General features: G+C 69.1%; 16 protein-coding genes. 5 read left to right on the top strand and 11 right to left on the bottom strand.

Annotation, left to right across the window (positions count from 1 at the left end; all coding sequences use genetic code 11):
- The first annotated feature begins 42 nt into the window (after window positions 1-42).
- On the top strand, window positions 43-885 hold the full coding sequence (locus M1L58_RS10165) for a crotonase/enoyl-CoA hydratase family protein (RefSeq protein WP_248658806.1): 843 nt from the start codon (window positions 43-45) through the stop codon (window positions 883-885).
- A 2-nt stretch (window positions 886-887) separates the two neighbouring features.
- Here M1L58_RS10165 and M1L58_RS10160 read toward each other — a convergent pair whose 3' ends face one another.
- Window positions 888-1817, bottom strand: coding sequence for an N-acetylglucosamine kinase (locus M1L58_RS10160; protein ID WP_248658805.1), 930 nt, complete (start codon window positions 1815-1817; stop codon window positions 888-890).
- A gap of 60 nt (window positions 1818-1877) precedes the next feature.
- Between M1L58_RS10160 and M1L58_RS10155 the strand changes: the two genes are divergently transcribed.
- Window positions 1878-2357, top strand: a complete 480-nt coding sequence (locus M1L58_RS10155) for a nitroreductase family deazaflavin-dependent oxidoreductase (RefSeq protein WP_005198266.1) — start codon at window positions 1878-1880, stop codon at window positions 2355-2357.
- Between the two features lie 165 nt (window positions 2358-2522).
- On the opposite strand, the gene M1L58_RS10150 is transcribed toward M1L58_RS10155, so the two are convergent.
- Window positions 2523-3506, bottom strand: a complete 984-nt coding sequence (locus M1L58_RS10150; RefSeq protein ID WP_248658804.1) for a hypothetical protein — start codon at window positions 3504-3506, stop codon at window positions 2523-2525.
- 34 nt (window positions 3507-3540) lie between these two features.
- The gene (gene htpG / locus M1L58_RS10145; protein WP_248658803.1) at window positions 3541-5532 is read right to left on the bottom strand and encodes a molecular chaperone HtpG; all 1992 of its coding nucleotides are present in this window, start codon (window positions 5530-5532) and stop codon (window positions 3541-3543) included.
- A gap of 230 nt (window positions 5533-5762) precedes the next feature.
- On the opposite strand from htpG, the gene M1L58_RS10140 reads away from it, so the two are divergent.
- The gene (locus M1L58_RS10140) at window positions 5763-6518 is read left to right on the top strand and encodes a PIG-L family deacetylase (RefSeq protein WP_248658802.1); all 756 of its coding nucleotides are present in this window, start codon (window positions 5763-5765) and stop codon (window positions 6516-6518) included.
- Between the two features lie 28 nt (window positions 6519-6546).
- On the opposite strand, the gene recD is transcribed toward M1L58_RS10140, so the two are convergent.
- The 4 genes from recD to M1L58_RS10120 are packed head-to-tail and all read right to left on the bottom strand — an operon-like array spanning window position 6547 to window position 15781.
- Complete coding sequence (recD, locus tag M1L58_RS10135; protein ID WP_248658801.1) at window positions 6547-8421, bottom strand: exodeoxyribonuclease V subunit alpha; 1875 nt, start codon at window positions 8419-8421, stop codon at window positions 6547-6549.
- Window positions 8418-11861, bottom strand: a complete 3444-nt coding sequence (locus tag M1L58_RS10130; RefSeq protein WP_248658800.1) for a UvrD-helicase domain-containing protein — start codon at window positions 11859-11861, stop codon at window positions 8418-8420. Before M1L58_RS10130 ends, recD begins: the two co-directional genes overlap by 4 nt.
- Window positions 11858-15307, bottom strand: coding sequence for an exodeoxyribonuclease V subunit gamma (recC, locus tag M1L58_RS10125; protein ID WP_248658799.1), 3450 nt, complete (start codon window positions 15305-15307; stop codon window positions 11858-11860). Before recC ends, M1L58_RS10130 begins: the two co-directional genes overlap by 4 nt.
- Window positions 15308-15316: 9 nt before the next feature.
- Complete coding sequence (locus M1L58_RS10120) at window positions 15317-15781, bottom strand: acyl-CoA thioesterase (protein WP_006865008.1); 465 nt, start codon at window positions 15779-15781, stop codon at window positions 15317-15319.
- A 182-nt stretch (window positions 15782-15963) separates the two neighbouring features.
- Between M1L58_RS10120 and M1L58_RS10115 the strand changes: the two genes are divergently transcribed.
- The gene (locus M1L58_RS10115; RefSeq protein WP_248658798.1) at window positions 15964-16572 is read left to right on the top strand and encodes a GNAT family N-acetyltransferase; all 609 of its coding nucleotides are present in this window, start codon (window positions 15964-15966) and stop codon (window positions 16570-16572) included.
- Between the two features lie 217 nt (window positions 16573-16789).
- Window positions 16790-18313 (top strand): NAD(P)/FAD-dependent oxidoreductase, encoded by a 1524-nt coding sequence (locus tag M1L58_RS10110; RefSeq protein WP_006865010.1) that lies wholly within the window; start codon window positions 16790-16792, stop codon window positions 18311-18313.
- A 36-nt stretch (window positions 18314-18349) separates the two neighbouring features.
- On the opposite strand, the gene M1L58_RS10105 is transcribed toward M1L58_RS10110, so the two are convergent.
- From M1L58_RS10105 to M1L58_RS10090, 4 genes are read right to left on the bottom strand one after another with little or no spacing between them, the layout of a single operon-like run.
- Window positions 18350-19093, bottom strand: coding sequence for an urease accessory protein UreD (locus tag M1L58_RS10105; protein ID WP_248658797.1), 744 nt, complete (start codon window positions 19091-19093; stop codon window positions 18350-18352).
- Between the two features lie 2 nt (window positions 19094-19095).
- Window positions 19096-19782, bottom strand: coding sequence for an urease accessory protein UreG (gene ureG, locus M1L58_RS10100; protein ID WP_248658796.1), 687 nt, complete (start codon window positions 19780-19782; stop codon window positions 19096-19098).
- Between the two features lie 47 nt (window positions 19783-19829).
- Window positions 19830-20501 carry an urease accessory protein UreF gene (locus M1L58_RS10095; protein WP_248658795.1) on the bottom strand — a complete coding sequence of 224 codons (672 nt, stop codon included), beginning with the start codon at window positions 20499-20501 and terminating at the stop codon, window positions 19830-19832.
- Window positions 20501-22219, bottom strand: a complete 1719-nt coding sequence (locus M1L58_RS10090) for an urease subunit alpha (RefSeq protein WP_248658794.1) — start codon at window positions 22217-22219, stop codon at window positions 20501-20503. Before M1L58_RS10090 ends, M1L58_RS10095 begins: the two co-directional genes overlap by 1 nt.
- Window position 22220 lies beyond the last annotated feature (1 nt).

Here is a 22220-nt window from a genome sequence, read left to right as displayed (position 1 = left end):
TCCGCCCATCGGACGTCCTGACTGCCGAGTAAGCTCCCTCGCATGACAGAGCAAGCCTGGAATGAACGCGACTGGACCGCGTTCGACGTCACCGTTGCCGACCGCATCGCCGAGGTAGCGCTCACCGGCCCCGGCAAGGGCAACGCGATGGGCCCTGACTTCTGGCGCGAACTTCCCGAGCTCTTCGGTCACATCGACACCGATCCCGAGGTGCGCGCCGTGGTGCTGACCGGCGCCGGCAAGCACTTCTCCTTCGGACTCGACCTCGTCGCGATGGGCGGCACCCTGGCCGGCGTCTTGGCCGACAACGCCAAGGCCGCCGCCCGCACCGAGTTCCTGGAGTCGCTGCGCAAGCTGCAGGCCGGGATCACCGCGGTCGCGGACTGCCGCAAGCCGGTCGTCGCCGCGATCTCGGGGTGGTGCATCGGAGGTGGCGTCGACCTGATCTGTGCCGCCGACGTGCGCTACGCGAGCGCCGACGCCAAGTTCAGCGTCCGCGAGGTCAAGGTCGGCATGGTCGCCGACGTGGGCACTCTCGCCCGCCTGCCGTACATCATCGGCGACGGCCACATGCGTGAACTGGCATTGACGGGCAAGGACATCGACGCTGCACGCGCCGAGAAGATCGGACTGGTCAACGACGTCGCCGACGACCAGGACGCCGTGCTCGCGCTCGCTCGCGCGACCGCCCGGGAGATCGCCGACAATCCGCCGCTCGTGGTCCACGGCATCAAGGACGTCCTCGACCACTCCCGCAGCGCCGCCGTGCACGACAGCCTGCGCTACGTGGCGGCCTGGAACTCGGCATTCCTTCCCAGCGAAGACCTGTCCGAGGCCGTCACCGCGGTCTTCGAGAAGCGCAAGCCGGAGTTCAAGGGGCGCTGACCTCACCGTCCGCTCCGGTGGACCTCAGCGCACAGAGGGTGAGCTTCGTCGAGCCCGGCCAGCAACCGCACACCGTCGAGAGGTTGCCCGTGGGGCGCTCCGATGTCGACGCCGGGCACGGCTTCCCCGACCAGGTCGACGAAGCGCCCGCGGAGTCGGTCGTTGGCCGCCATCACCGTGCCCATCCAACTGATCCGCGCCTCTTCGCCGGGTCGGTGACCACTGCGTTCCAGTGCGGTCAGCGCCGATCCGGCGAGTTCGTCGGCGGCAGCGTCGACGATCTGTTGCGCGACCGCGTCACCATCCCGGGCGGCCGCGTCGACGGCGCGGGCGAATCCGGCCACCCGCGCCACGCGGTCCGGATCTCCCTGCACCACCATGTACAACTCGTCGAGCGGGCCGAAGGCCTCGGCGGCCCGATCTCGTAGAACCGTCGCGGTGCCGCGTCCGTCGAAGTCACGCAGCGCGGCGCCGATCCCGGCGCGGCCGATCCAGTAAGCGCTGCCCGCGTCACCGAACAGATGCCCCCAGCCGTCTACCCGGTGGATCCCGGCGGGCCCGACGCCGAGGGTCACGACACCGGTTCCGACCGCGGTGACCACGCCGAACCGGTCCCGGTTCGCGGCGAGGTAGGCGGTGACCGAATCATGTGCCAGCGCAACGGAGGTCACCCCGAGGTCGGCGACCGCGGCGAGCAACGCCGACGGGCGCGCGGCCTGAGGTGTCAGTCCGGAGACCCCCGCGGCCATCGACCACGAGGCCTCCGGTATCTCGGCGTCGTGGAGGGCCTGCGCGATCTGTTCGACCACCGGCTGGTCGGTGCGGATCGGTCCGAGCTCGCGGTCGTCGGTTCCGGCCGGCGTTTCGATGCGCAGCCGAGTTCCGGTCTGCCCGCCGTCGATGAGGATGTGTCCCGTCGTGTGACCGCCCATGATGTGCACGCTATCCGGCGCCGTGCCGACGGGGCGACGATGTCATGTCACACTAGGCGGATGAAGGTGCGGCGCAGCCTCGCGATCAAGATCGGATCGATCCCCTGGATGCCTCGTTTTCTCCCACAGATCGTGGTGGGTGACAACGCCATTCAGACTGTCACCGGTCAACGGATGACCCTGCTCGACATCGCCGATCTCCCGAACATCACCATCCGGGTGGCGGGTCGGAAGACCGGCGCGATCCGGACCACCCAGCTCCTCGCGGTTCCCGACGGCGACGACTGGCTGATCGCCGGCTCCTATTTCGGTGGCCCCAAGATGCCTGCGTGGGTGTACAACATCCGAGCCGCCGACACGATCGAGATCGTCGTCGCCGGCGTGGTGTCCGTCGCGGTCCCGACCGAACTCGAGGGTGCCGATCGCGACGCGGCGTGGCAGAAGCTGCGCACGGTGTGGCCGAACTTCGACCTGTACGAGAAGCGCACCGACCGCCGGATCCCGGTGTTCCGACTCCGCCCCGCACCGCCGGCCGGGTAGGCCTGGGGGCCGCCTGGTTTCGATACGGCTCGTCGCAAGCTCCTCACCTACTCAACCAGCAGCCACCCCCGCCCACGCAACCAGCAGATGAACCTGCCGGGTAGGCCAGCAGATGAGCCTGCAGGCCGAGTAGGTCCGACGGGCTACCCGAGGGCCGTATCGAGGTCAGGTCACCGGCTCGGCGCTGAACGACGGGGTGTCGGCGGTGAGATCGACCTCCCCGATGAGGTATTGGATGTCGGTTGTCTCGACGCGGGGTCCGTCCCGGTCGTAGTCCGGCGTGTAGGCCACCCGCCATTCGACCGCGCCCGCGACGTCGACCGTGCCGAGGTCCTTCTCGCTCGGTGTCGAACCGGATCCGGTGTCGGGCCGTCGGAGCAGGTACCGCAGACCCGACAGGTTCCGTGGGGCGGTCCAGCGCACGCTGCCGTCGACCGCGGACCGGAACAGTCGCTGCGTACAGCCGGGCACGTCGGCTCCGGCGTCGGCACGGGTCGATGCCGCGCATCGGGTGAGTTGTGCCGAGACGGCGTCGCTGACCGCTGCCACCCCGGTGGGGCTGAGCTCGGCCACCACCTCAACAGTCATCGGCGCGCGCGGACCGGTCGGCGGTTCAGCGGCCGGGCGTCCGACGAAATCGGGGTCCCGCGAACCCCATCGCTGCGGACCCGGGAAGAGGAAGACGGTGTCCCCGGCCTTCACCTGGGCTCCGAACAGCGTCGGACTCGGCACCAGCAGCGACTCGATACGCACCTTGACCGCACCGTCGACGACGGCCCAGCCGTCCCCGGCCCGCGTCACCCTGATGGGCATATCGACCTCGCGAGACCCGAGTCGATAGCGCGTCTGGACCGTCTGAGCGGACTCTCCCGGATCGTCGACCTCGATGTCGGAGATCGGCGTCTCGGCGCGCTGCTGGCGTAGGACTCCGTCGGTGAGGAACCGGGCGTCCGGACGCGGCGCGACGACGGCGAGGGCCGCCGAGGCGTCGGCATCGGCGAGCGCGGTGAGATAGGTCCGGACAGCGTCGGCGGGCGTGCGGGCCCGCCCGTCCTCGCGGGACAGTCCCACGAGGAGAGCGGACACCAGCACGACCGCCAGGACCAGCGCCCCGACGCCGACGGTGATCGTCCACCTGCGCCGGCTCATTCCGGGCGACCCGCCCGGGGCGTTGCGAAGCCGATCAGGAATCCGATCCGGCCGCGAACGACTCGGTGAGGCTGCCGGCGAGCAACTTCGCGAACTCGGCGGGATCCTCCAGCTCGCCCCCCTCGGCGATCACGGCCATGCCGTAGACGAGCTTCGCGGTCGGGACCAGCTTGTCGTGGTCGCCGTTCGCGTAGGCCTTGTTCAGCGCCTCGACCAGCGGGTGGTCGGGGTTGAGTTCGAGCGCCCGCTTGGACTTCGGGAACTGCTGTCCCGACGCCCGGTACAGCTTCTCCAGCTGCGGCGACATCGAGAACGTGTCGCCGACCAGGCAGGCCGGGGACTCGGTCAGTCGCGACGACAACCGGGTCTCGCTGACGTCGTCGGACAGCGTGGTGGTCAGCCACGACAGCAGGTCGGCGTACGCCTTGTTCTGCTCGTCCTTCGAGGTGTCGTCCGAGTCCTCGTCGTCGGCATCGAGATCGACCGCGCCCTTGGCGATCGACTGGAACGACTTGCCATCGAACTCGGCACCGGCCGAGACCCACATCTCGTCGACCGGATCGGACAGGACGAGCACCTCGATCCCCTTGGCGCGGAACGCCTCCATGTGCGGGGAGTTGACGATCTGCTGCCGGGACTCACCGGTCATGTAGTAGATCGTGTCCTGGCCGCTCTTCATGCGACCGATGTAGTCGGCGAGCGTGGTGAGGTCCTCCTCCGAGTGGGTGCTCGCGAAGGACGACGCCTTGAGCAGTGCGTCGCGGTTGTCCGGATCGTTGACGAGACCTTCCTTGAAGACGCGGCCGAAGCCGTCCCAGAAGGTGCGGTAGTCGTCGGGCCGGCTGTCGCGCATCTCGGTGACCGTCGAGATGACCTTCTTGGTGAGGCGACGACGGATTGCGCGGATCTGGCGGTCCTGCTGCAGGATCTCGCGGGACACGTTCAGGGACAGGTCGGCGGCGTCGACGACACCCTTGACGAAGCGCAGGTATTCGGGCATCAACTCGGCGCAGTCGTCCATGATGAACACGCGCTTGACGTAGAGGTGGATGCCGACCTTGCTGTCCCGCATGAACAGATCGAACGGCGGCTGCGTCGGGATGAACAGCAGTGCCTGGTACTCGAAGGTGCCCTCGGCCTGCAGGGTGATGGTCTCCAGCGGCGCATCCCAGGCGTGGGACACATGCCGGTAGAACTCGTGGTATTCCTCCTCGGAGACCTCGGAGCGCGACTTGGCCCAGAGTGCCTTCATCGAGTTGATGGTCTCGGCCTCGATGACGGTCTTGGTCTCGGGGGCCTTGTCCTCGTCCTCGTCGGCCTCCGATTCGGACTCCGGCTTCTCGACCGGGACCGTCTTCTCGACGTCCATGCGGATCGGCCAGGCGATGAAGTCGGAGTATCGCTTGACCAGCTGGCGGAGTTTGGACTTGTCCGCGTAGTCGTACAGGTGGTCCTCGGTGTCGACCGGCTTGAGCGCCAGGGTGACGGACGTGCCCTGCGGGGCGTCCGGGACGTCGTCGATCGTGTAGGTGCCGTCACCGGTCGACTCCCAGCGCGTACCGGTGGTCTCGCCGGCCTTGCGGGTCACCAGGGTGACCTTCTCGGCGACCATGAACGTCGAGTAGAAGCCAATACCGAACTGTCCGATCAGTTCCTCGGCGGCGGCGTCGGAGACGCCCTTCTCACGGGCCTCGGCCAGCGAGCGGCGCAACTCCGCGGTACCCGACCGGGCCAGCGTGCCGATCAGTCCGACGACCTCGTCGCGGGTCATGCCAATGCCGTTGTCGGCGACGACCAGGGTGCGCTTCTCCGCGTCCGGGGTCAGAGTGATGTGCAGGTCGGAGGTGTCGACGTCGAGATCCTTGTCGAGCAACGACTCCAGGCGCAGTTTGTCGAGCGCATCGGATGCGTTCGAGATCAGCTCGCGCAGGAAGCTGTCCTTGTTGGAGTAGATCGAGTGGACCATGAGATCCAGCAGCTGCCGGGTCTCCGCCTGGAACTCGTGAACTTCGGGCTGAGCGCTCATCGCAGACCTCCATGTTCTGTTCTCTAGTGTTCGGTTGTCGCGTGTTCGGTTGTCGACGTGGCGTTTCGATACGTGGCCCGTTCCCGGACGCCGCTCTGGCGCGACACGTCGTGACGGACACCGACTTTACCGAGAGCCGGTGTGGCTACCCTGGGTCGGGGACCGACTACCCAGGTCGCGGATGGTGCCGAGATGCACCGCCCGCCGGGAACGATCAGGAAGCCAGGTGGATGGGTACGCCTCGACTGCTGCTGGTGCATGCACACCCCGACGACGAGTCGCTGTGGACCGGCGGACTCACCGCCCGTCACGTCGACGACGGCGGCGAGGCCGACCTGGTGATGTGCACGTGGGCCGAGGGCACCATCCGGCACCAGGAGCTGACCGAAGCCGTCGACATCCTCGGCATGCCGCGGCCGCCGATCATGCTCGGGTATGCCGACGACCGCCGACCCGAGTCGGCACCGGACGCACCACGGTTGTGCGCCGCCTCGTTCGACGACCAGGTCCGCGCGCTCACCGCACACATCCGGAAGCTCCGGCCGGACATCGTCGTCACCTACGACGCGCTGGGCATCTACGGTCACCCCGACCACGTCCACGCCCACCGCCTGGCCTGTGCCGCCGCCGACGCCGCGGCGTCGACGAAGCTGTATCACCGGGCGGGGCCGGCCTGGCGGGTCCGCTCGCTGTACTTCGCGACGATCCCCGAATGGATGATGGACATGATCGCCCCCAGCCTCTTCCCCGAGATTCCTCGTGACCAGCTGCCCGGCACACCGGATTCCGATATCGACGTGGTCGTCGACGTGTCGGATCTGGCGGCGCGGAAGAAGGCGGGCGTCGTCGCACACCGATCCGAGGTCGACCGCAGCCGCGCCATCGCCGGGTTCCTGTCGCTGCCCGACGACATCCAGCACAAACTGCTGAGCGTCGAGTGTTATCAACGCCGCGACCTCGTGCCGGGCGGGTGTGAACTGGTCTGACCCTTCTCGCACCTCAGGGAGCGTGAAATCAGATCGCGCTGAGCGTCGACCGCAGCCCGCTGGCCCGCTGCACGCGTCGGTTGACGGCTGCGGCGAGCACGTCGGCGGTCCCGACGATGCGTACCCGGCTCCGGGCGCGGGTGATCGCGGTGTAGAGAAGCTCACGGGTCAGCAGCTCGGAACCGGCCGGCGGCAGGACGACGGTCACCTGATCGAACTGGCTGCCCTGGCTGCGGTGGATGGTCATGGCATGGACCGACACGACGTCGGCGAGCTGGGTGGGGTGCAGCAAGCGGACCTCGCCGCCGCGCCGGAACGCCACCCGGACCGCATCCGACGAGCCGGGACGGTTCGCGGGCTGCGGATCCGCGTCCGGGTCGGCGATCACGACACCGGTGTCGCCGTTGAAGGTCGCGGTCTGACGATCGTTCGCGGTCACCAGGATGGGTTGTCCCACATACCAACCCATGTGTTCGGCCTCGGTCGTGCCCAGCCAGTCGGTGATGCGCGTCGTCCAACCGCGCACACCCCACGAGCCTTCGCGGTGCGCACACAGGACCCGGTGAGAGTCGAGGGCATCCAGGGCTCCCGCCGCGTCGCCCGTGCGGGCCGCACTGCGCAGATCGCGTCCCCACGACAGGATGTCGCCGGCCACTCCGTCGAGGTCGTCGGGGGCGAACAGTTCGACATCGTCGATGTCCGGTGAGGTGACCAGCTCGAGGACCGCCTCGGGATCGCCGGCGTTGACGGCGGCCGCGACCTTCGAGATTCCGCCTCCGAACCGGAACTGCCGACGGAGCGTGATGACGCCGTCGGCCAGACGTGCGACGTCGTCGGGATCGAGATCCTCGGCGGCCGGGTCGAGGCCCACGGCGTCGAACGCCTGCGTCAGTGTCGCCGGCGGACCGTCTGTTCCACCGGTTGCCGGGAGGTCGGTCCGTTCGACCAGGTCGGCCAAGACGGCGCCCGCCTCCACCGAGGCCAACTGGTGCGGATCGCCGACGAACACGACCCGCGCGTCGGGACGGACCGCATCGAGGAGACGACTCATGGCGGTCATCGACAGCATCGACGTCTCGTCGACGACGATGACGTCGTGCGGCAGGGTGCGCCCCCGTCCGTACCGCGGATTCGAGCCGGGGCGCCAGCTGAGCAGCGAGTGCAGGGTGACTGCGTGGGCGGTGACCGGCAGGGTGGACTCGGCCTCCACGGAGGCCTGGAGCTGTGCGGCAGCGCGCCCGGTGGGTGCGCAGAGTCCGATGCGGAGGCCGGGCCCCTGGAGACGGTCGAGGACGGCGAGGATGCGGGCGACGGTGTAGGTCTTGCCCGTTCCCGGGCCACCGGCGAGAACCGTCGTCCAGCGGGTCGCCGCGACCGCGGCGGCCAGCTTCTGCAGGGCACCGTCGTCGGGCGAGGAGTACACCGCCGCAGCGGCTTCGCGGAGTGCTGCCGTGTCCACCGAGGGCGCGGTCTGCGAACGCCGGTCGAGGATCTCCCGGATCGTCTGCTCCTGCCGGAAGTACTTCTGCAGATAGACGAGCGGGCCGTCGGCCGAATCGCGGACCACGAGCGGCCGCAACGGTCCGGCGTCACTGCCGGTGACGAGCGGGCTCACCGCCAACGCATCGAGAAGATCACGGGGCGAGGGTATCTCGACCTCCGTGGATTCCTGCCCTGCCGCGAGCTCCCCGATGCGGTCGAGAGCGAGGCAGGTGGAGCCGAGGCGGACCGCACGAACGGCGAGAGCGGCGCCGAGACGGGCGTCGTCGGACACCGGTTCACCGCACATCCGGACGAGCCGGTCGGTGATGTGCAGATCCGCGGCGGCGAGCAGGCCGGCGGCGTTCCAGTCGGCGAGCGTGCCCGTCGCCGAATCCACGCGCTGGACATCGGGTGTGCTCATCGACCGCTCCCTCCGGTACCGGCATCCGCACCGGCCAGCGCGTCGGACAGTTCGACGACGAGCCCGGCGGGCAACATCCATTCGAAGACACCGCAACCGGGCGGGGTGTCCGGTCCGGCCATGCCGCGCACGAAGTGGTACTGCACCGGTCCGAGATGCCGAGCCGGGTCGTAGTCCGGAACCCGCCAGCGCAGATAACGGTGCAGCGCAACCGAGTACAGCATGGCTTGCAGCGGATAGTGGGCGGCGATCATCTCCCCGGCCATGGCCTCGACATCGAAGTCCTCGACCACGAGATCGCCTGGACGGATGCGGTTGGTCTTGTAGTCGACGATCACGTAGCGTCCGTCGGGGATCCGCAGCACCGAGTCGATACTGCCGGTGAGGAATCCACGGAGGCGCCGGCCCGGCACCGCGCGCAGGTGGTCGGCGTAGGCACGCAGCGGGTCCGCCTCCGGCAGATGCTCTTCCATCAGGTCGGCGAGACGGCCCAGGGTCGTGCCGCCTCCTGATGGCGCCTCGTCCGCGGGGCCGAGGGGCAGTTCGAAGTCGAGTTCGGCCAGACGATCACGGGGGTCGATGCTCCACAGGTCGCCGAATCCGAGTGGCGTGGTGAGCACACCGATCAGGGCGGCGACGAGCCGGTCGGGGTCGATGTCGCCGGCGAGAGCGCCGAGTGCTCGCGAACAGAGTTCTCGTACATGGGCGTCGATGTCCGGCGCCGAGGTGTCGACGTATTCGAGGACCTCGTGGACAAGGGTTCCGAAGGCGGCGCCGAACGGCAGACCGTTCATCAGCGATGGCATCCCGGGACGCGTTGCGGCCGAGTCGGTTCCGGCTTCCTCTGCGACGTCGCCGGGAAGGGCGATGGGTTCGTCGTCGAGGATGTCGGTCACGTCGTCGTCGGGTTCGCTGCCGGTCTCGACGACCGAGGTCGACGGCCCACCCGGTGAACCGTGCGCGCCGTGGGCAGCGTCGGCGGTGAGGGCCGAATACGAGGTGCGGCGCCAGTCCTGGTCGATCCGGCGATCGAAGTGCGCAATACCCAACACGGCAGGGTTGTCTGCGTCACCTGCGGCCGGAGCCACGGTGTCTGTGTCGAGCCGACCGGCCGGTTCGACCGAGATCGCCGGATCCCGCGCGGTGAGGGTGCGCAGGATACTCACGCAGTCGGCATCGGCCTCGGGGATCGGTACCTCCCCGGCGACCGTCCATTCCGGGTCCCCTGGCGAGGATCGAACGGCATTGTCGCGGCCGAAGATCAACCGGTGCAGTGGCCCGGTCGTGGTGTTCCGCGACGGCGCCCACCAGGCCACGACCTGCGACTGGGCGCGGGTGAGCGCGACGTAGAGCAGACGAAGATCCTCGCCCGCCACCTCGTCGGCGTAGCGACGGCGTCGTGCGGCGCGGTCCGGTGCCTGCTGGCCGCCCACGTCGAGCCGGCGGTTTCCCGTCTCGTCGTGGTAGGTGATGTTGCCGCGGTCGTTGATCCAGGTGCCGTCCCACCCGTAGGGCACGTAGACGATCGGGAACTGGAGCCCTTTGCTCGCGTGCACGGTCATGATCTGCACGGCCTGCGTGTCGCGGTCGAGGCGTCGGCTCTGGTCCTCGTAACGCTGGCGCGACGAGGTGTCGGTGACCCGTTCGGTCAGCCACTCGAGGAGGGCGCTCAGTCCCCCACCGGTTTCGACGACGTGCTTGTTGCACAGCGCCGACACCTGGATGAGGTCGGTGAGGGTGCGTTCGCCGTTCTCGACGGTGAGAACCCGTGCCGCCACCTCATGCGCGTCGAACAGGCGCTGGGCCATCGCGGCGAATCCGCCCTGTGCGAAAACCCGCGCGAGCATGGACAATTCGGCACCGAGTTCGGCGATCTCGGGCTCCGCGGCGGTCGCCACCCGTTCGGTGGACCACCCGAAGAGCGTGGTCAGGGCAGCGATGCGCACCCGGTCCGAGCGTGACGGTTGTTCGACGGCACGCAGCACCCACAGCCAATGCTGGGCAGCCGATGTCGAGAAGACGTTGACACCCGACCCGATCACCGAGTTGATGCCGCGCTCGGCGAGCTCTCGCTGCAGCGGTTCGATGGTGCTGTTGAGCCGCACCAGGATCGCGATGTCGCCGGGATCGACGGCCCGGGAGACACCGTTCAGGTCGATCCGGTCGCCCCGGGCCAGGACGCTCGCGATGTCGTCGGCGACGTCGGCGGCGATGCGTGACCGCACCTCCTTGACGCCGGGGAGGTTGAACGAGTTGAGGGAGGTGAAATCCCCGCGGAGAAAAGCCCGTAGCCGGAACGGCGGACGTCCTTCGAGCCGGCTGCCGGCGAAGGCGGCCTGGACCGGGCGCGCCACGATGTCGGGATGTCCCAGCGTCGCCTCGCCATACAGGTGCTCCAGGGCATGCACGAGTGCGCCGTCGGAGCGACGGTTGACATCGAGCGCTTTCAGGGTGTCGGCGGACGACACCGCGGCGAGGTAGCTGAGCACCTCGGCCCCGCGGAACCCGTAGATCGACTGCTTCGGGTCGCCGACGAGGATCATCCGGCGATGGCCGTGGAAGCAGCGGCGAAGGATGTCCCACTGCAGCGGATCGGTGTCCTGGAACTCGTCGACGAGCACCACCGAGAAGGTGTCGCGGATCCGTTGGCAGGCACGGTCGCCGACCACCTCGTCGCCGACGATCCGGTGCAGGATCTCCTGAAGGTCGTCATAGGTGCGCACCCGGGCGTCCCGCTTGCGGGTCTCGACATGCTGCCGCACGGCCTTGGCGAAGCTCACCCGCCGGGCCGCGACATGGTCGGCGGGTGAGCCGTCGGCGAGTGCGCTCTCGTCCGGGGCGAGTCGCACCGACGCCTGGCGGACGGCGTCGCGCGCGATCTCCCGCGCCTCGGCGAAGCTGAACTCCGGTGAGTCACTGGCCCAGAAGCCGCGCAGGTAGAGGTCGAGCGCGACCTCCTCGGTGAGTTCGTCGACCTCTTCGACGATGGAGTAGACGAGTTCTCGTTCGCCCAGGAAGCCCAGTGCCTCCAGCATCCGGTTGCAGAACGTGTGGGTGGTGGCGATCGTCGAGGCGTCGAAGTCGCTCAGTGCGCGGGCGAGGTTCCTCCGGCGCGTGCGAACCTCCTCCGGGGTACCGCTCGCCAGCTGTCGCAGCAGTGCGTCGTCATCGGCCTGCGCGGGCCCGGACAGGACCTCGGCGGGATCCGCCAGGGCGTCGAGCAGTTCACGCACACGGGCGCGCATCCGTTCCCGCAGTTCGGCGGTCGCCGCCCGGCTGAAGGTTACGAGCAGCATCTCCGAGATCGGTACCCCGTCGGCGAGATATCGCGCCGCGAGCCCGACGATCGCGTAGGTCTTACCCGTTCCGGCGCTCGCCTCCAGAACGGTGGTGTGCTGCGGCAGTTCGGCGGTGATGTCGAAGGGTTCCGGGCGTCTCATGTCCCCTCCCGGTGTTGTCCGACGGGAGCCCAGACCGCACGGGCCAGGCCGGTGAACAGCGGTTCGCCCTCTGCCAGAGCGAGTTCCACTCCGCCGAGAACGCGGTCGGCAGGTGCCGCCTGTTCGAGCAGGACGTCGAACTCGACGTCGGCCAGGACATCGCCGCCGAACGCCAGCTTGAGGTACCGGTCGTGGCGCGGACCGTAGGTGTCGTCGAAGACCTTGCGTGCACTGTTCAGGGCCCAGTGGCTCCGGCGACCGGGCCCGTCGTTGTCGACGAAGGTGAACGCCGGTTCCAGGGGCAGCGGCAGCGGGCGGCGCAGGCCCTCGTCCCGCAGCCTCACGAGCTGATCGAGCAGCGGCACCGGGTCCTCCGGGCGTCGGAGCGTGAGCGTGGTGGTGCCGCCCCCGCGGGCGGCGCGACCCACCGACACCGCGGAGCCGACCCGGGCCGCGCCGGCATTGCCCTGGGTCGCGGCGGCCGCGACGGCGAGGAGCGTGATCCAGGCGCTCAGTTGCTGTTTGGCCTTGAGTCGCGAGTACGTGGCGCGGACGAGGCGGGCCTGTCCGTCGTCGGCGGTGAAGACGTCGCCGACCGTGCCGTGCACGCGTCGACCGTCGGGCAGCGTGACGAGGATGTCGAGGGTCTCCGGCGACCCCGGGCGCAGCGGTGCGACGACGCCGTGTAGGCGGGTGACCGCACGCGAGATGGCCTGGAGCTCCCGGGTGCCGAAAGCGAAGGGCGGCAAGGTGCCCCGTCGGAGCTCGGCGGCCTCGCAGTCGCCGATCGGTACGCCCGACAGCATCCGGGTGAGGAAACGGTCGCCGATCCCCCACTTGTCGAGCGGGTCGAGCTCGACGTCGAGCCGATCGTCGTGCGGTGTCTCGTCGTCGGGGATGCGGGCGCCCAGCCGTTGGCGGACGAAGGCAGTGATCGGGTCGACGTGGAAGTCGATGAGCGACGCGAGGTCGATGTCGGCGAGCTCGGGCGTCGGTTCGGGTGCGGGAAGGGTCTCCCGGGCCGCGGGGACGACCGGATCGGCCGGACGGCGCAGTGCCTCGGCACCGGCGAGCAGCGATGCGTCGTGGCTGAAGGGTCCGGTGATGCCGGGGACACCGCCGTCGACGAAGTTGCGGGCGTCGAAGCCGTGCAGGGAATGTCGACGCACGATCGTCGGCCGGTCCGGGCCGGTGAGCCCGTCGAGGGTGTCGATCAGTTCGCTGACCACCACGGCGGGCGGGATGTGCCGCCCCGACACCGGGTCGGCGCCGCTGTAGAAGACGAGCAGGTTGTCCTGCGCGGCACCGATCGCGTCGAGGAAGCACTGCCGGTCCTCGTCCCGCGGGTTGCGTTCTCCCACCAGCGGATCGACACCGAGTACGTCGTCCCCGTCGATACGCTGCACACGCGGGAACACCTCGGCGTCGATACCGAGCAACACGATGACGCGGTGGGGCACCGACCGCATCGGGACCATGGTGCACACGGTGAGCTCACCGGTCCGGAAGTTCGACCGGGTCGGACGACCCGCGATCAGCGCGGACAGCAGGTCGCGGACGTCGGCGAGACGCAGCACCTCCTCGGTGCCGCCGAAGGCGTCCTCGAGCATCCGGATGGCCTGCGCGCGTTGCCAGTCGTCTGCGGGTGCGGTCGCGGTGAGCGAGCCGACCGCCTCGACGAGGGTCTGCGCCCAACGATGAGCGGGTGCGGTGGCGGTCAGCTCGGCGAGTACGCGTCCCAGGCGATCGAGGAACTCGTCGAGCCGGCCGACCAGGTCGATACCGGTGCTCTCCACACCTGCGAGAGGCAGTGCGGTGCCGAGCCATTCGTCGTCGGTCTCCTCGGCGACCACGCCGAGCGCGATGCGGTCGAGACCGGCGTCGAAGGTGCCCTGGCGGAAGCGCTCGAGACCGAACCGGGCGCGTTCGGCCGTCCCGAGTCCCCAGCGGACATTGCTGTGGCCCAGCCATTCCCGGACGAGCTCCAGGTCGTCGTCGGTCATCGCGAATCGTGTCCGGACGGGTTCGGTCCCGAGCAGATCGAGCACGTCACCCGCCGTCACCCGGCCGGCTGCGAGTTCGACCACGCCGACGACGGTGTCGATGACCGGGTTGACGTGACGGACCCCGCGGTCGGCGAGGCGCACACGCAGATCGAAGGCGGGGTGCGGCAATCCGGCCTGTCCGAAGGCACCCCGGATGAGCGGAGCGAAGGTCTCGACGTCGGGGCACATGATCAGGACGTCGCGGGGTTCAAGGGTCGGGTCGTCGGCGAAGAGGTGCAGCAACCGGTCGCGGAGCACCTCGATCTGGCGTTCGGGACCGTGGCACGCGTGCACCTCGACGGACCCGTCGTCGGCGAACTCGGCCGACGGTGCCGCACCCGTGTCGTCGACGGTCCCCGCGTCGTCGCGGATACCCGCCTGGAGGGCACCGAGCAGCGTGTCGGGCAGTGGCGTGTGCGGCGGATGGTGGACGTCGCGGTCGACGATGTCGCCCAACCGCAACTGGAGTTCCTGCAGGTCGCGAGACAGCCCGGCCAGCAACGGATTGCGGAGTTCGGGAACCGGACGGTCGCGGCGGCGCGGCGGAACGCTCACACCGGGCGCTCGCCCGGCGGACTCACCCCCGGAGGCGGCCCGGAGTTCGTCCCACAGCCGGGGACTCGCGTGCGGGACGAACAGATGGACGTCGTGATGAACGCTCACCGCGGAGATGATGTTGCGGAAGGACTCGGTGATCCGGGTCGGGCCGAACACCGACAGGCGGTCGGGAAGGTCGGCGACCCCGGGGGCGGAACGCAGCCGGTCGCACACCTCGCCCAGGACCTCCGCCGGATGGGGTTGTCCGATCTCCGCCCGTACCGCACGCCAGAACCCGGCCTGCCAGGCGAGGTCGTCCCGCAGCGGTCCACCCGCACCGTCGAGATCATCGCCCGCCGCCCAGCCTGCGATCATCGACGGACGGGATCGTCCGTATCGCTCGAAGAGTTCGGCCAGATGTCGCGCGGTCGCGTAGCGGCGGCCGATCCGGGGTGACGCGTCGTCGCCCGCACCGATGTGCCGCGCGATCACCGTCAGTTCGGGGTCGTCGATCCGTTCATCGAGTACCCGGAGCACCGGCCAGGTCAATTCGGCAGCGCGCCAGGGGTTTACCGCCGACAGCGGGGTGTCGCCCGTGAAGCGGTCCCCGGCGAGGACCGCAGCCGAGATCGCGTCCGCCAGCCGTCCCGGGCCGGTGAAGTCGATGTTGGCCGCGATGCCGTCGGACAGCGCGGGTCCGGAACCGAGCCGACGGGCGAGGTGCTGGGCGAGCCAGCGTTCGACACCGGCCGCCGGTACCGAGATGATCTCGGTACGCATCGGGTCGTCGAGCGGCGCGGCCAGGACCTCGGCGAGCGCTTCGGTGAGGGTGTCGGTGCGCTCGGCGCGATGAAGGATCAGCACCAGGCGCGATCAGCCCGCAGTGTTCGCGCGTGCCGAGTGGAACTTCACCGGTTCGCCCAGACTCTTCAGGAGGACCTCCCGCAGCTGATCCGGGATCGGCGTCGGCCGGCCGACCGCGGGGTCGACGACCACCAGCGTCGTCTCCGCCGTCGCGCAGAGGACACCCTCCTTGTCGAACAGGCGCAGCGCCATCGTGAACGACGAGCGACCGACCCGCCCGATGCACGAACGGATGATCACCGGGTGGGTGGAGTAGTGGACGGGCGCGGAGAACTCGATGTCCTGGCGCGCCACGAGGAAGGAGAAGTTCCGCGGCCCGTCGGAGATCCATTCGTGGAAGGAACGGACGCGCGCCTCTTCGAAGAGGCGGGAGATCTGCACGTTGTTGATGTGATTGTTGATGTCCATGTCGCCCCATCGGAGATGGACGGGGATCTCGAGGACGTAATCCGGTGCAGAGGGTTCAGAAGCCACGGCAGCAACCTTAACGGCGGGACACGCCCACCGCGTACTGCGGTACCGACCGTGTCGAGACCGTAGACTCGCCCCCGGGGGAACGGCAGAGATGTGCAGGCAGGCAGTCGCCGCGGGTGCGTCTCGCCAGAGGGTGTGCCCGCGCGATTCGCGGGCTCGAGTCGGGCAGTGAGGGGCCTCGGGTGAACATCGACACGGCACGGGCACGTCTGCGCCCGGTGTCTGCGATGGACATCGACGACCTCGTCCACCTCGACAGCGACCCCGAGGTCATGCGCTTCGTCAGCGGCGGCACCCCGACCCCCCGAACGGTCATCGAGGACTGGGTGGTCCCGCGGGCCGAGTCCGAGCGCCGGATGTACGGGACCGGCACCTGGGTGCTCTGCGATCCCGCCACCGAAGCATTCCTCGGCTGGGCGTCGTTGCGGACTCCGCGTCACAGCCGACGCCCCGAACTCGAGCTCAGCTACCGCATCCGTCGGACGGTCTGGGGCCGCGGCCTGGCCACCGAGGCCGCCTTCGCACTCATGGCCTTCGCCTTCGACCATCTCGACACCGAACGCGTCTTCGCCAGCACCGTCGCGGGCAACATGCCCTCGCGGCGGGTCATGGAAAAACTCGGCATGACACTGTCGGGAATCCACGTGGGCGACGAAACCGTTGGAACAGGCATGCCGACACACCCACTCCATCTCGGTCCCGATCGGTACGAGGTGGAGTACCAGATCCTCAAGACCGAATGGCACCGACGATCTCTGCGCTGGTCATCGGCGAGCGATCTGACCGCCTGACCGTGGAGCGGCACCATCCGGCCGGCCGTGACCCCGCTTATGGCGTCGCGCCACGCCGTCCTGGTCGCGCCCGGTCGCGCATCATTGACTACCGTTGTGGGCAAGCACGGTTTTGCCTCGATCCCCGTCGCACGCGGTTCGGCCTCGTGACGACACGAACCCGCACGGTACCGAAGCACGATCCGTCCCCCATCGAGCGAGAAGGAGATGTCTGGAGATGAGCAGCCCCGCCGCCCAGGCCCCCGCCGTAGCAGCCACCGACCGCAGGAAAGTGGTCATCATCGGCTCCGGCTTCGGCGGATTGTTCGCCGCCCAGCGTCTGGCGAAGGCCGACGTCGACGTGACGCTGATCGCCAAGACCACCCACCACCTCTTCCAGCCGATGCTTTACCAGGTCGCGACGGGCATCGTCGCCGAGGGCGAGATCGCCCCGGCGACCCGCGTCGTCCTGCGCAAGCAGAAGAACACCTCGGTCCTCATGGGCGACGTCTTCGACATCGACCTCGAGGCCAAGACCGTCTCCTCGCGGCTCCTCGAGCGCATCACGGTCACCCCGTACGACGACCTGATCGTCGCAGCCGGTGCCGACCAGTCGTACTTCGGCAACGACCACTTCGCCGAGTACGCGCCGGGTATGAAGACCATCGACCACGCCCTCGAACTGCGCGGCCGTATCCTCGGCGCCTTCGAGCAGGCCGAGCTGTCCCACGATCCCGCCGAGCGCGCCAAGCTGCTCACCTTCGTGGTCGTCGGGGCGGGTCCGACCGGTGTGGAGCTCGCGGGCCAGATCGCCGAGATGAGTGACAAGACCCTCAAGGGTGCGTTCCGTAACATCGATCCGACCGAGGCGCGGGTCATCCTCCTCGACGCCGCGCCGGCAGTGCTACCGCCGTTCGGCCCCAAGCTCGGCGGCAAGGCCGCAGCCCGCCTGGAGAAGATGGGCGTGGAGATCCAGCTCAACGCCATGGTCGTCGACGTCGACTACGACGGCCTGGTCGTCAAGGAGAAGGACGGCACCACCCGCCGCATCGAGTCGCAGTGCAAGGTGTGGTCGGCCGGCGTCCAGGCCAGCCCGCTCGGCCAGCAGCTCGCCGAACAGTCCGGAGTCGAACTCGACCGCGCCGGACGCGTGAAGGTCGGACCGGACCTGACGATCCCGGGTCATCCCGAGGTCTTCGTCGTCGGCGACATGATGGCCGTCGACGGCGTGCCCGGTGTCGCCCAGGGCGCCATCCAGGGCGGTCGGTACGCCGCGGACGCGATCAAGGCCGAACTCAAGGGCCAGACGCCGGACCAGCGCAAGCCGTTCAGCTACTGGGACAAGGGGTCGATGGCCACCATCTCGCGGTACTCCGCGGTGATGCAGGTTCCGGTTCCGGGCTTCAAGAAGCCGTTCGAGACCGAGGGTTACTTCGCGTGGCTCGGCTGGCTCGCGCTGCACCTCGTGTACCTCGTCGGGTTCCGCAACCGACTGAACACGCTGATCAACTGGTTCTTCGCCTTCACCACTCGGGGCCGCTCGCAGCTCGCCGTCACCGAACAGCAGGTGTACGCGCGTACCGCGATCGGACAGTTGTCGGCGCTGGAGAAGCAGGCCGCGGAGGGCAACGGCAGCGGGCCCGACGCCGAGGCCGCCGAGACCGACTCCGGAACGGTCGACTCGAAGGCCACCGACGCGTCGGGATCGGTACCGACCGAGGGCAAGGACGCCGTCGGCAAGGAGTCCGAAGCGGCCAGCTGACGCCGACCCCGACAGACCTACAACAGCGCTGGTCCCCTATCCGTTGGGGACCAGCGCTGTTGTGTCGAGGGCGTCGGTGAGGCGGCGCGTCGCCGTCACCGACGAACCGAGCGCACTGGTGAGGGTCGCTTCGCCGGCCAACCGCAGGCGGGCCGCGAACTCGCTCGGGTGCACTTCCTCCCCCCGATCGTCCGGGTAGCGGAAGACGCTGCTCATCGCACGATGGCCGATCGCGGCGGCCGGTGTCGACGCACCCAGGGCGACGCGATGGGCCAGCCACACCTCTCCGCCGACCGTGACCCGTAGGCCTCCGGTCCACGCTCCGGTGCGGTCGCGCTCGATCCGGTCGAGATCCGTGGTGGTCGCCCCGTCGATCTGCACCGACCGGCCGATCTGCACATGTTCGTACAGATCGAGGACCGCGGTCGGGTCGAGGTCGGCGACGATGTTCGAAGTGTGGACCGCGCCGCCGGCGACCACGGTCGGTTGCGGATCGAGGCGCAGGCGGCCACCCGCACCCACCTCGATGTCCCATCGCGCACGGGAGTCCGCCCGGTCGCGCGCGGGCAGCGCGATCGTCGCGGCGACGCTTCCCACACTCAGGTGCGCACCGGGCTCCACCCGGATACGAACCACGATCTCGTCGCCACCCAGCGGCGTGGCTGCGGTGCCGATCAGCTGGGCGTGGCCGGGTGAGGTCACCCGGACGGCGAGACCACCGGTCGCGCTGTGCCGCACACCGCGGTCGGCGGTCGCGATGATCTCGACGTCGGTGCGCATCGCTACCCGGTCGTCACGGGCGCGGCGAGCTGCTCGCGAACCCAGGCGAGCACGTCGGTGGCCGCCGGGTCGTCGGTCAGCGAGATCATCGCCGTCGGCCGTCCCTCGCGGACCTTGTCGGCATCGCGCCGCATGACCCCGAGGTCGGCGTTGACGCGCTCGGCCAGGTCGGTCTTGTTGATCACCAGCAGGTCCGAGAAGGTGACGCCCGGACCGCCCTTACGCGGGACCTTGTCGCCGCCGGCCACGTCGATCACGAAGATCTGGACGTCGATCAGACCCGTCGAGAAGGTCGCGGTGAGGTTGTCACCACCGGACTCGACGAGGATGAGGTCGAGCGGCGGGTTGGCCTCCACGAGGTCGTCGATGGCGTCGAGGTTGGCGGTGATGTCGTCGCGGATCGCGGTGTGCGGGCATCCGCCGGTCTGCACGGCGGTGATCCGCTCGTCGGGCAGAACCGCGTTGCGGCGCAGGAAGTCCGCGTCCTCGGTGGTGTAGATGTCGTTGGTCAGCACGGCCACCGACAGTTCGTCACGCAGTTGGCGGCAGAGCGCGGCGACCAGGGCGGTCTTGCCGGACCCGACGGGACCGCCGACGCCGATGCGCAGCGCCTCACCGGGTTCACGCTTACGCCGGGGCCGGTCGTGGTCGTGGCTGTGGGGCTGCCCGTCGATGAGATGCGGGGGCATCGTTGACTCCTCTTGATCGGGACGTGCAGGAAGGTACCTGCCTGATTTCAGGACATGAAGAGCGGCATCGGTTGCCGCTCATGACGTTCGGCGAACACGTCGAGGATCGGGTCAGACAGGTCGGCGAGGCCTACCGCCGCCTGCGCCGCGACGCGTTCACACTCGGCGCCGAGTTCGGCGATCATGATCGAGACATCCGCCGGGTCGAGCGCGAGCAGGCGTTGGCCGGCGGTCGCCGACCCGCTCATCGTGGTGTACACGAGGACCAGTGCGGTGTGGAATCCCGACAGCGACGACGCCGCGCCGATCGATCCGCTGATCACCGGGAGATGCGTCGTCGGCTTGTGTGCCGACCAGTCGTGGTCGGGGAACATCCGGCGGGCGAGCCGGACCATTCCGCGACCTTGCGCGAGCGAGGCCTTCCGGGCCGCGGCCGACGGTGTGCGGGCGTCCATCTCTCGTTGTGCCGCAGCGACTTCGAGCGCCCCGTCGGTCACCGCGGCGGCAACCGAGGCCGCGACGAGACCACTCGTCGTCACACGGCGGTACAGGAAATCCGCGAGATCGGCTGCCGTACGGATGAATCCGTCCGCGATCGCCTGCTCCACACCGCCGGAGTGCACGTGCCCGCCGACCGGCAGCCGGGAGTCGGCCAGGGACAGCATCATCGCCAGCGGGGCGTGCGCGGGCGAGGACTGCGTTCGAGGACGGTCGGACATCAGAACAGGAAGTATCGCTGTGCCATCGGCAGTTCGGACACCGGCTCGGCATCCCACACCTCGCCGTCGACCTTGACCGTGAACGTGTCGGGGTCGACCTCGATCGTCGGGCACGCGTCGTTGTTCACCATGTCGGTCTTGCCGACGCCGCGGGTGTTCTTGACCGGCACCAGACGACGGTCGACGCCGATCCGCTCGGCGAGGTCGGGGTCTGCGCCGGGGGCGACGAAGCTCACCGACGTGGCGGCCGCCAGTTTCGGTGCGGCGCCGAACATCGGGCGCGGCAGGACCGGCTGCGGGGTGGGGATCGACGCGTTCGCGTCACCCATCGCCGCCCACGCGATCGCGCCGCCCTTGATCACCAGATCCGGCCGGACGCCGAAGAACGCCGGATCCCAGAGAACCAGGTCGGCCAGTTTGCCGACTTCGACCGAGCCGATCTCGTCGTCGAAGCCGTGCGCGACGGCCGGACAGATCGTGTACTTGGCGATGTACCGCTGGGCGCGGTTGTTGTCGGCGCGTCCGTCACCGGGAAGTGCACCGCGCTTGCGCTTCATCACGTGTGCGGTCTGCCAGGTCCGCAGGACCACCTCGCCGATGCGCCCCATCGCCTGCGAGTCCGAGCCGATCATCGAGATCGCACCGAGATCGTGGAGCAGGTCCTCGGCGGCGATGGTCGACGGACGAATCCGACTCTCCGCGAAGGCCAGATCCTCCGGCACCGTCGGGTTGAGGTGGTGGCACACCATGAGCATGTCGAGGTGTTCGTCGAGAGTGTTCACGGTGTGCGGCCGCGTCGGATTCGTGGACGACGGAAGCACATTCGGGTACGCCGCGACCGTGATGATGTCGGGCGCGTGGCCGCCGCCGGCCCCTTCGGTGTGGTACGCGTGGATGCTGCGCCCGGCGATGGCTCCGAGCGTGCTCTCGACGAAGCCCGCCTCGTTCAGGGTGTCGGAGTGGAGGGCGACCTGCACCCCGGTCTCGTCGGCGACCCGCAGGCAGGCGTCGATCGCGGCGGGGGTGCTCCCCCAGTCCTCGTGCAACTTGAAACCCGAGGCGCCCGCGCGGATCTGCTCGTGCATCGCGGCCGGACTGACCGTGTTGCCCTTGCCCAGCAGGGCGATGTTCATCGGCCAGTGGTCGGTCGCGGCGAGGATCGACGCGAGATGCCAGGCGCCCGGCGTGACGGTGGTGGCCTTGCTGCCCTCGGCCGGACCGGTACCGCCCCCGATCAGGGTCGTGATGCCGTTGCCGAGCGCCTCGTCCATGATCTGTGGGCAGATGAAATGCACGTGGCAGTCGATGGCGCCGGCGGTGACGATCTTGCCGTTGCCGGCGATGATCTCGGTCGACGGTCCGATGACGAGGTCGGGGTGGATACCGTCCATCGTGTCGGGGTTACCGGCCTTGCCCATCGCGACGATGCGTCCGTCCCGGATTCCCAGGTCCGCCTTGATGATTCCCCAGTGGTCGAGGATCACGACGCCGGTGATGATCGTGTCGGGAGCACCGTCGGCGCGGGTCGCCCGGCTCTGGCCCATCGACTCGCGGATCACCTTGCCGCCGCCGAAGACCGCCTCCTCCCCTGCCCGGCCGGGGCCGCCCGAGAGGTCGTCGGTGACCTCGATGAGCAGATCGGTGTCGGCGAGTCGGATTCGGTCGCCGGTCGTGGGACCGAAGAGCTGCGCGTAGCGGTCGCGTCCGAGTATCGCCATC

The organism is Gordonia sp. C13 (genome assembly GCF_023218005.1).
Lineage (GTDB): Bacteria > Actinomycetota > Actinomycetes > Mycobacteriales > Mycobacteriaceae > Gordonia > Gordonia namibiensis.
Note: the sequence above shows the minus strand (reverse complement) of the source record. Positions and strands in the feature narration are given on the sequence as shown.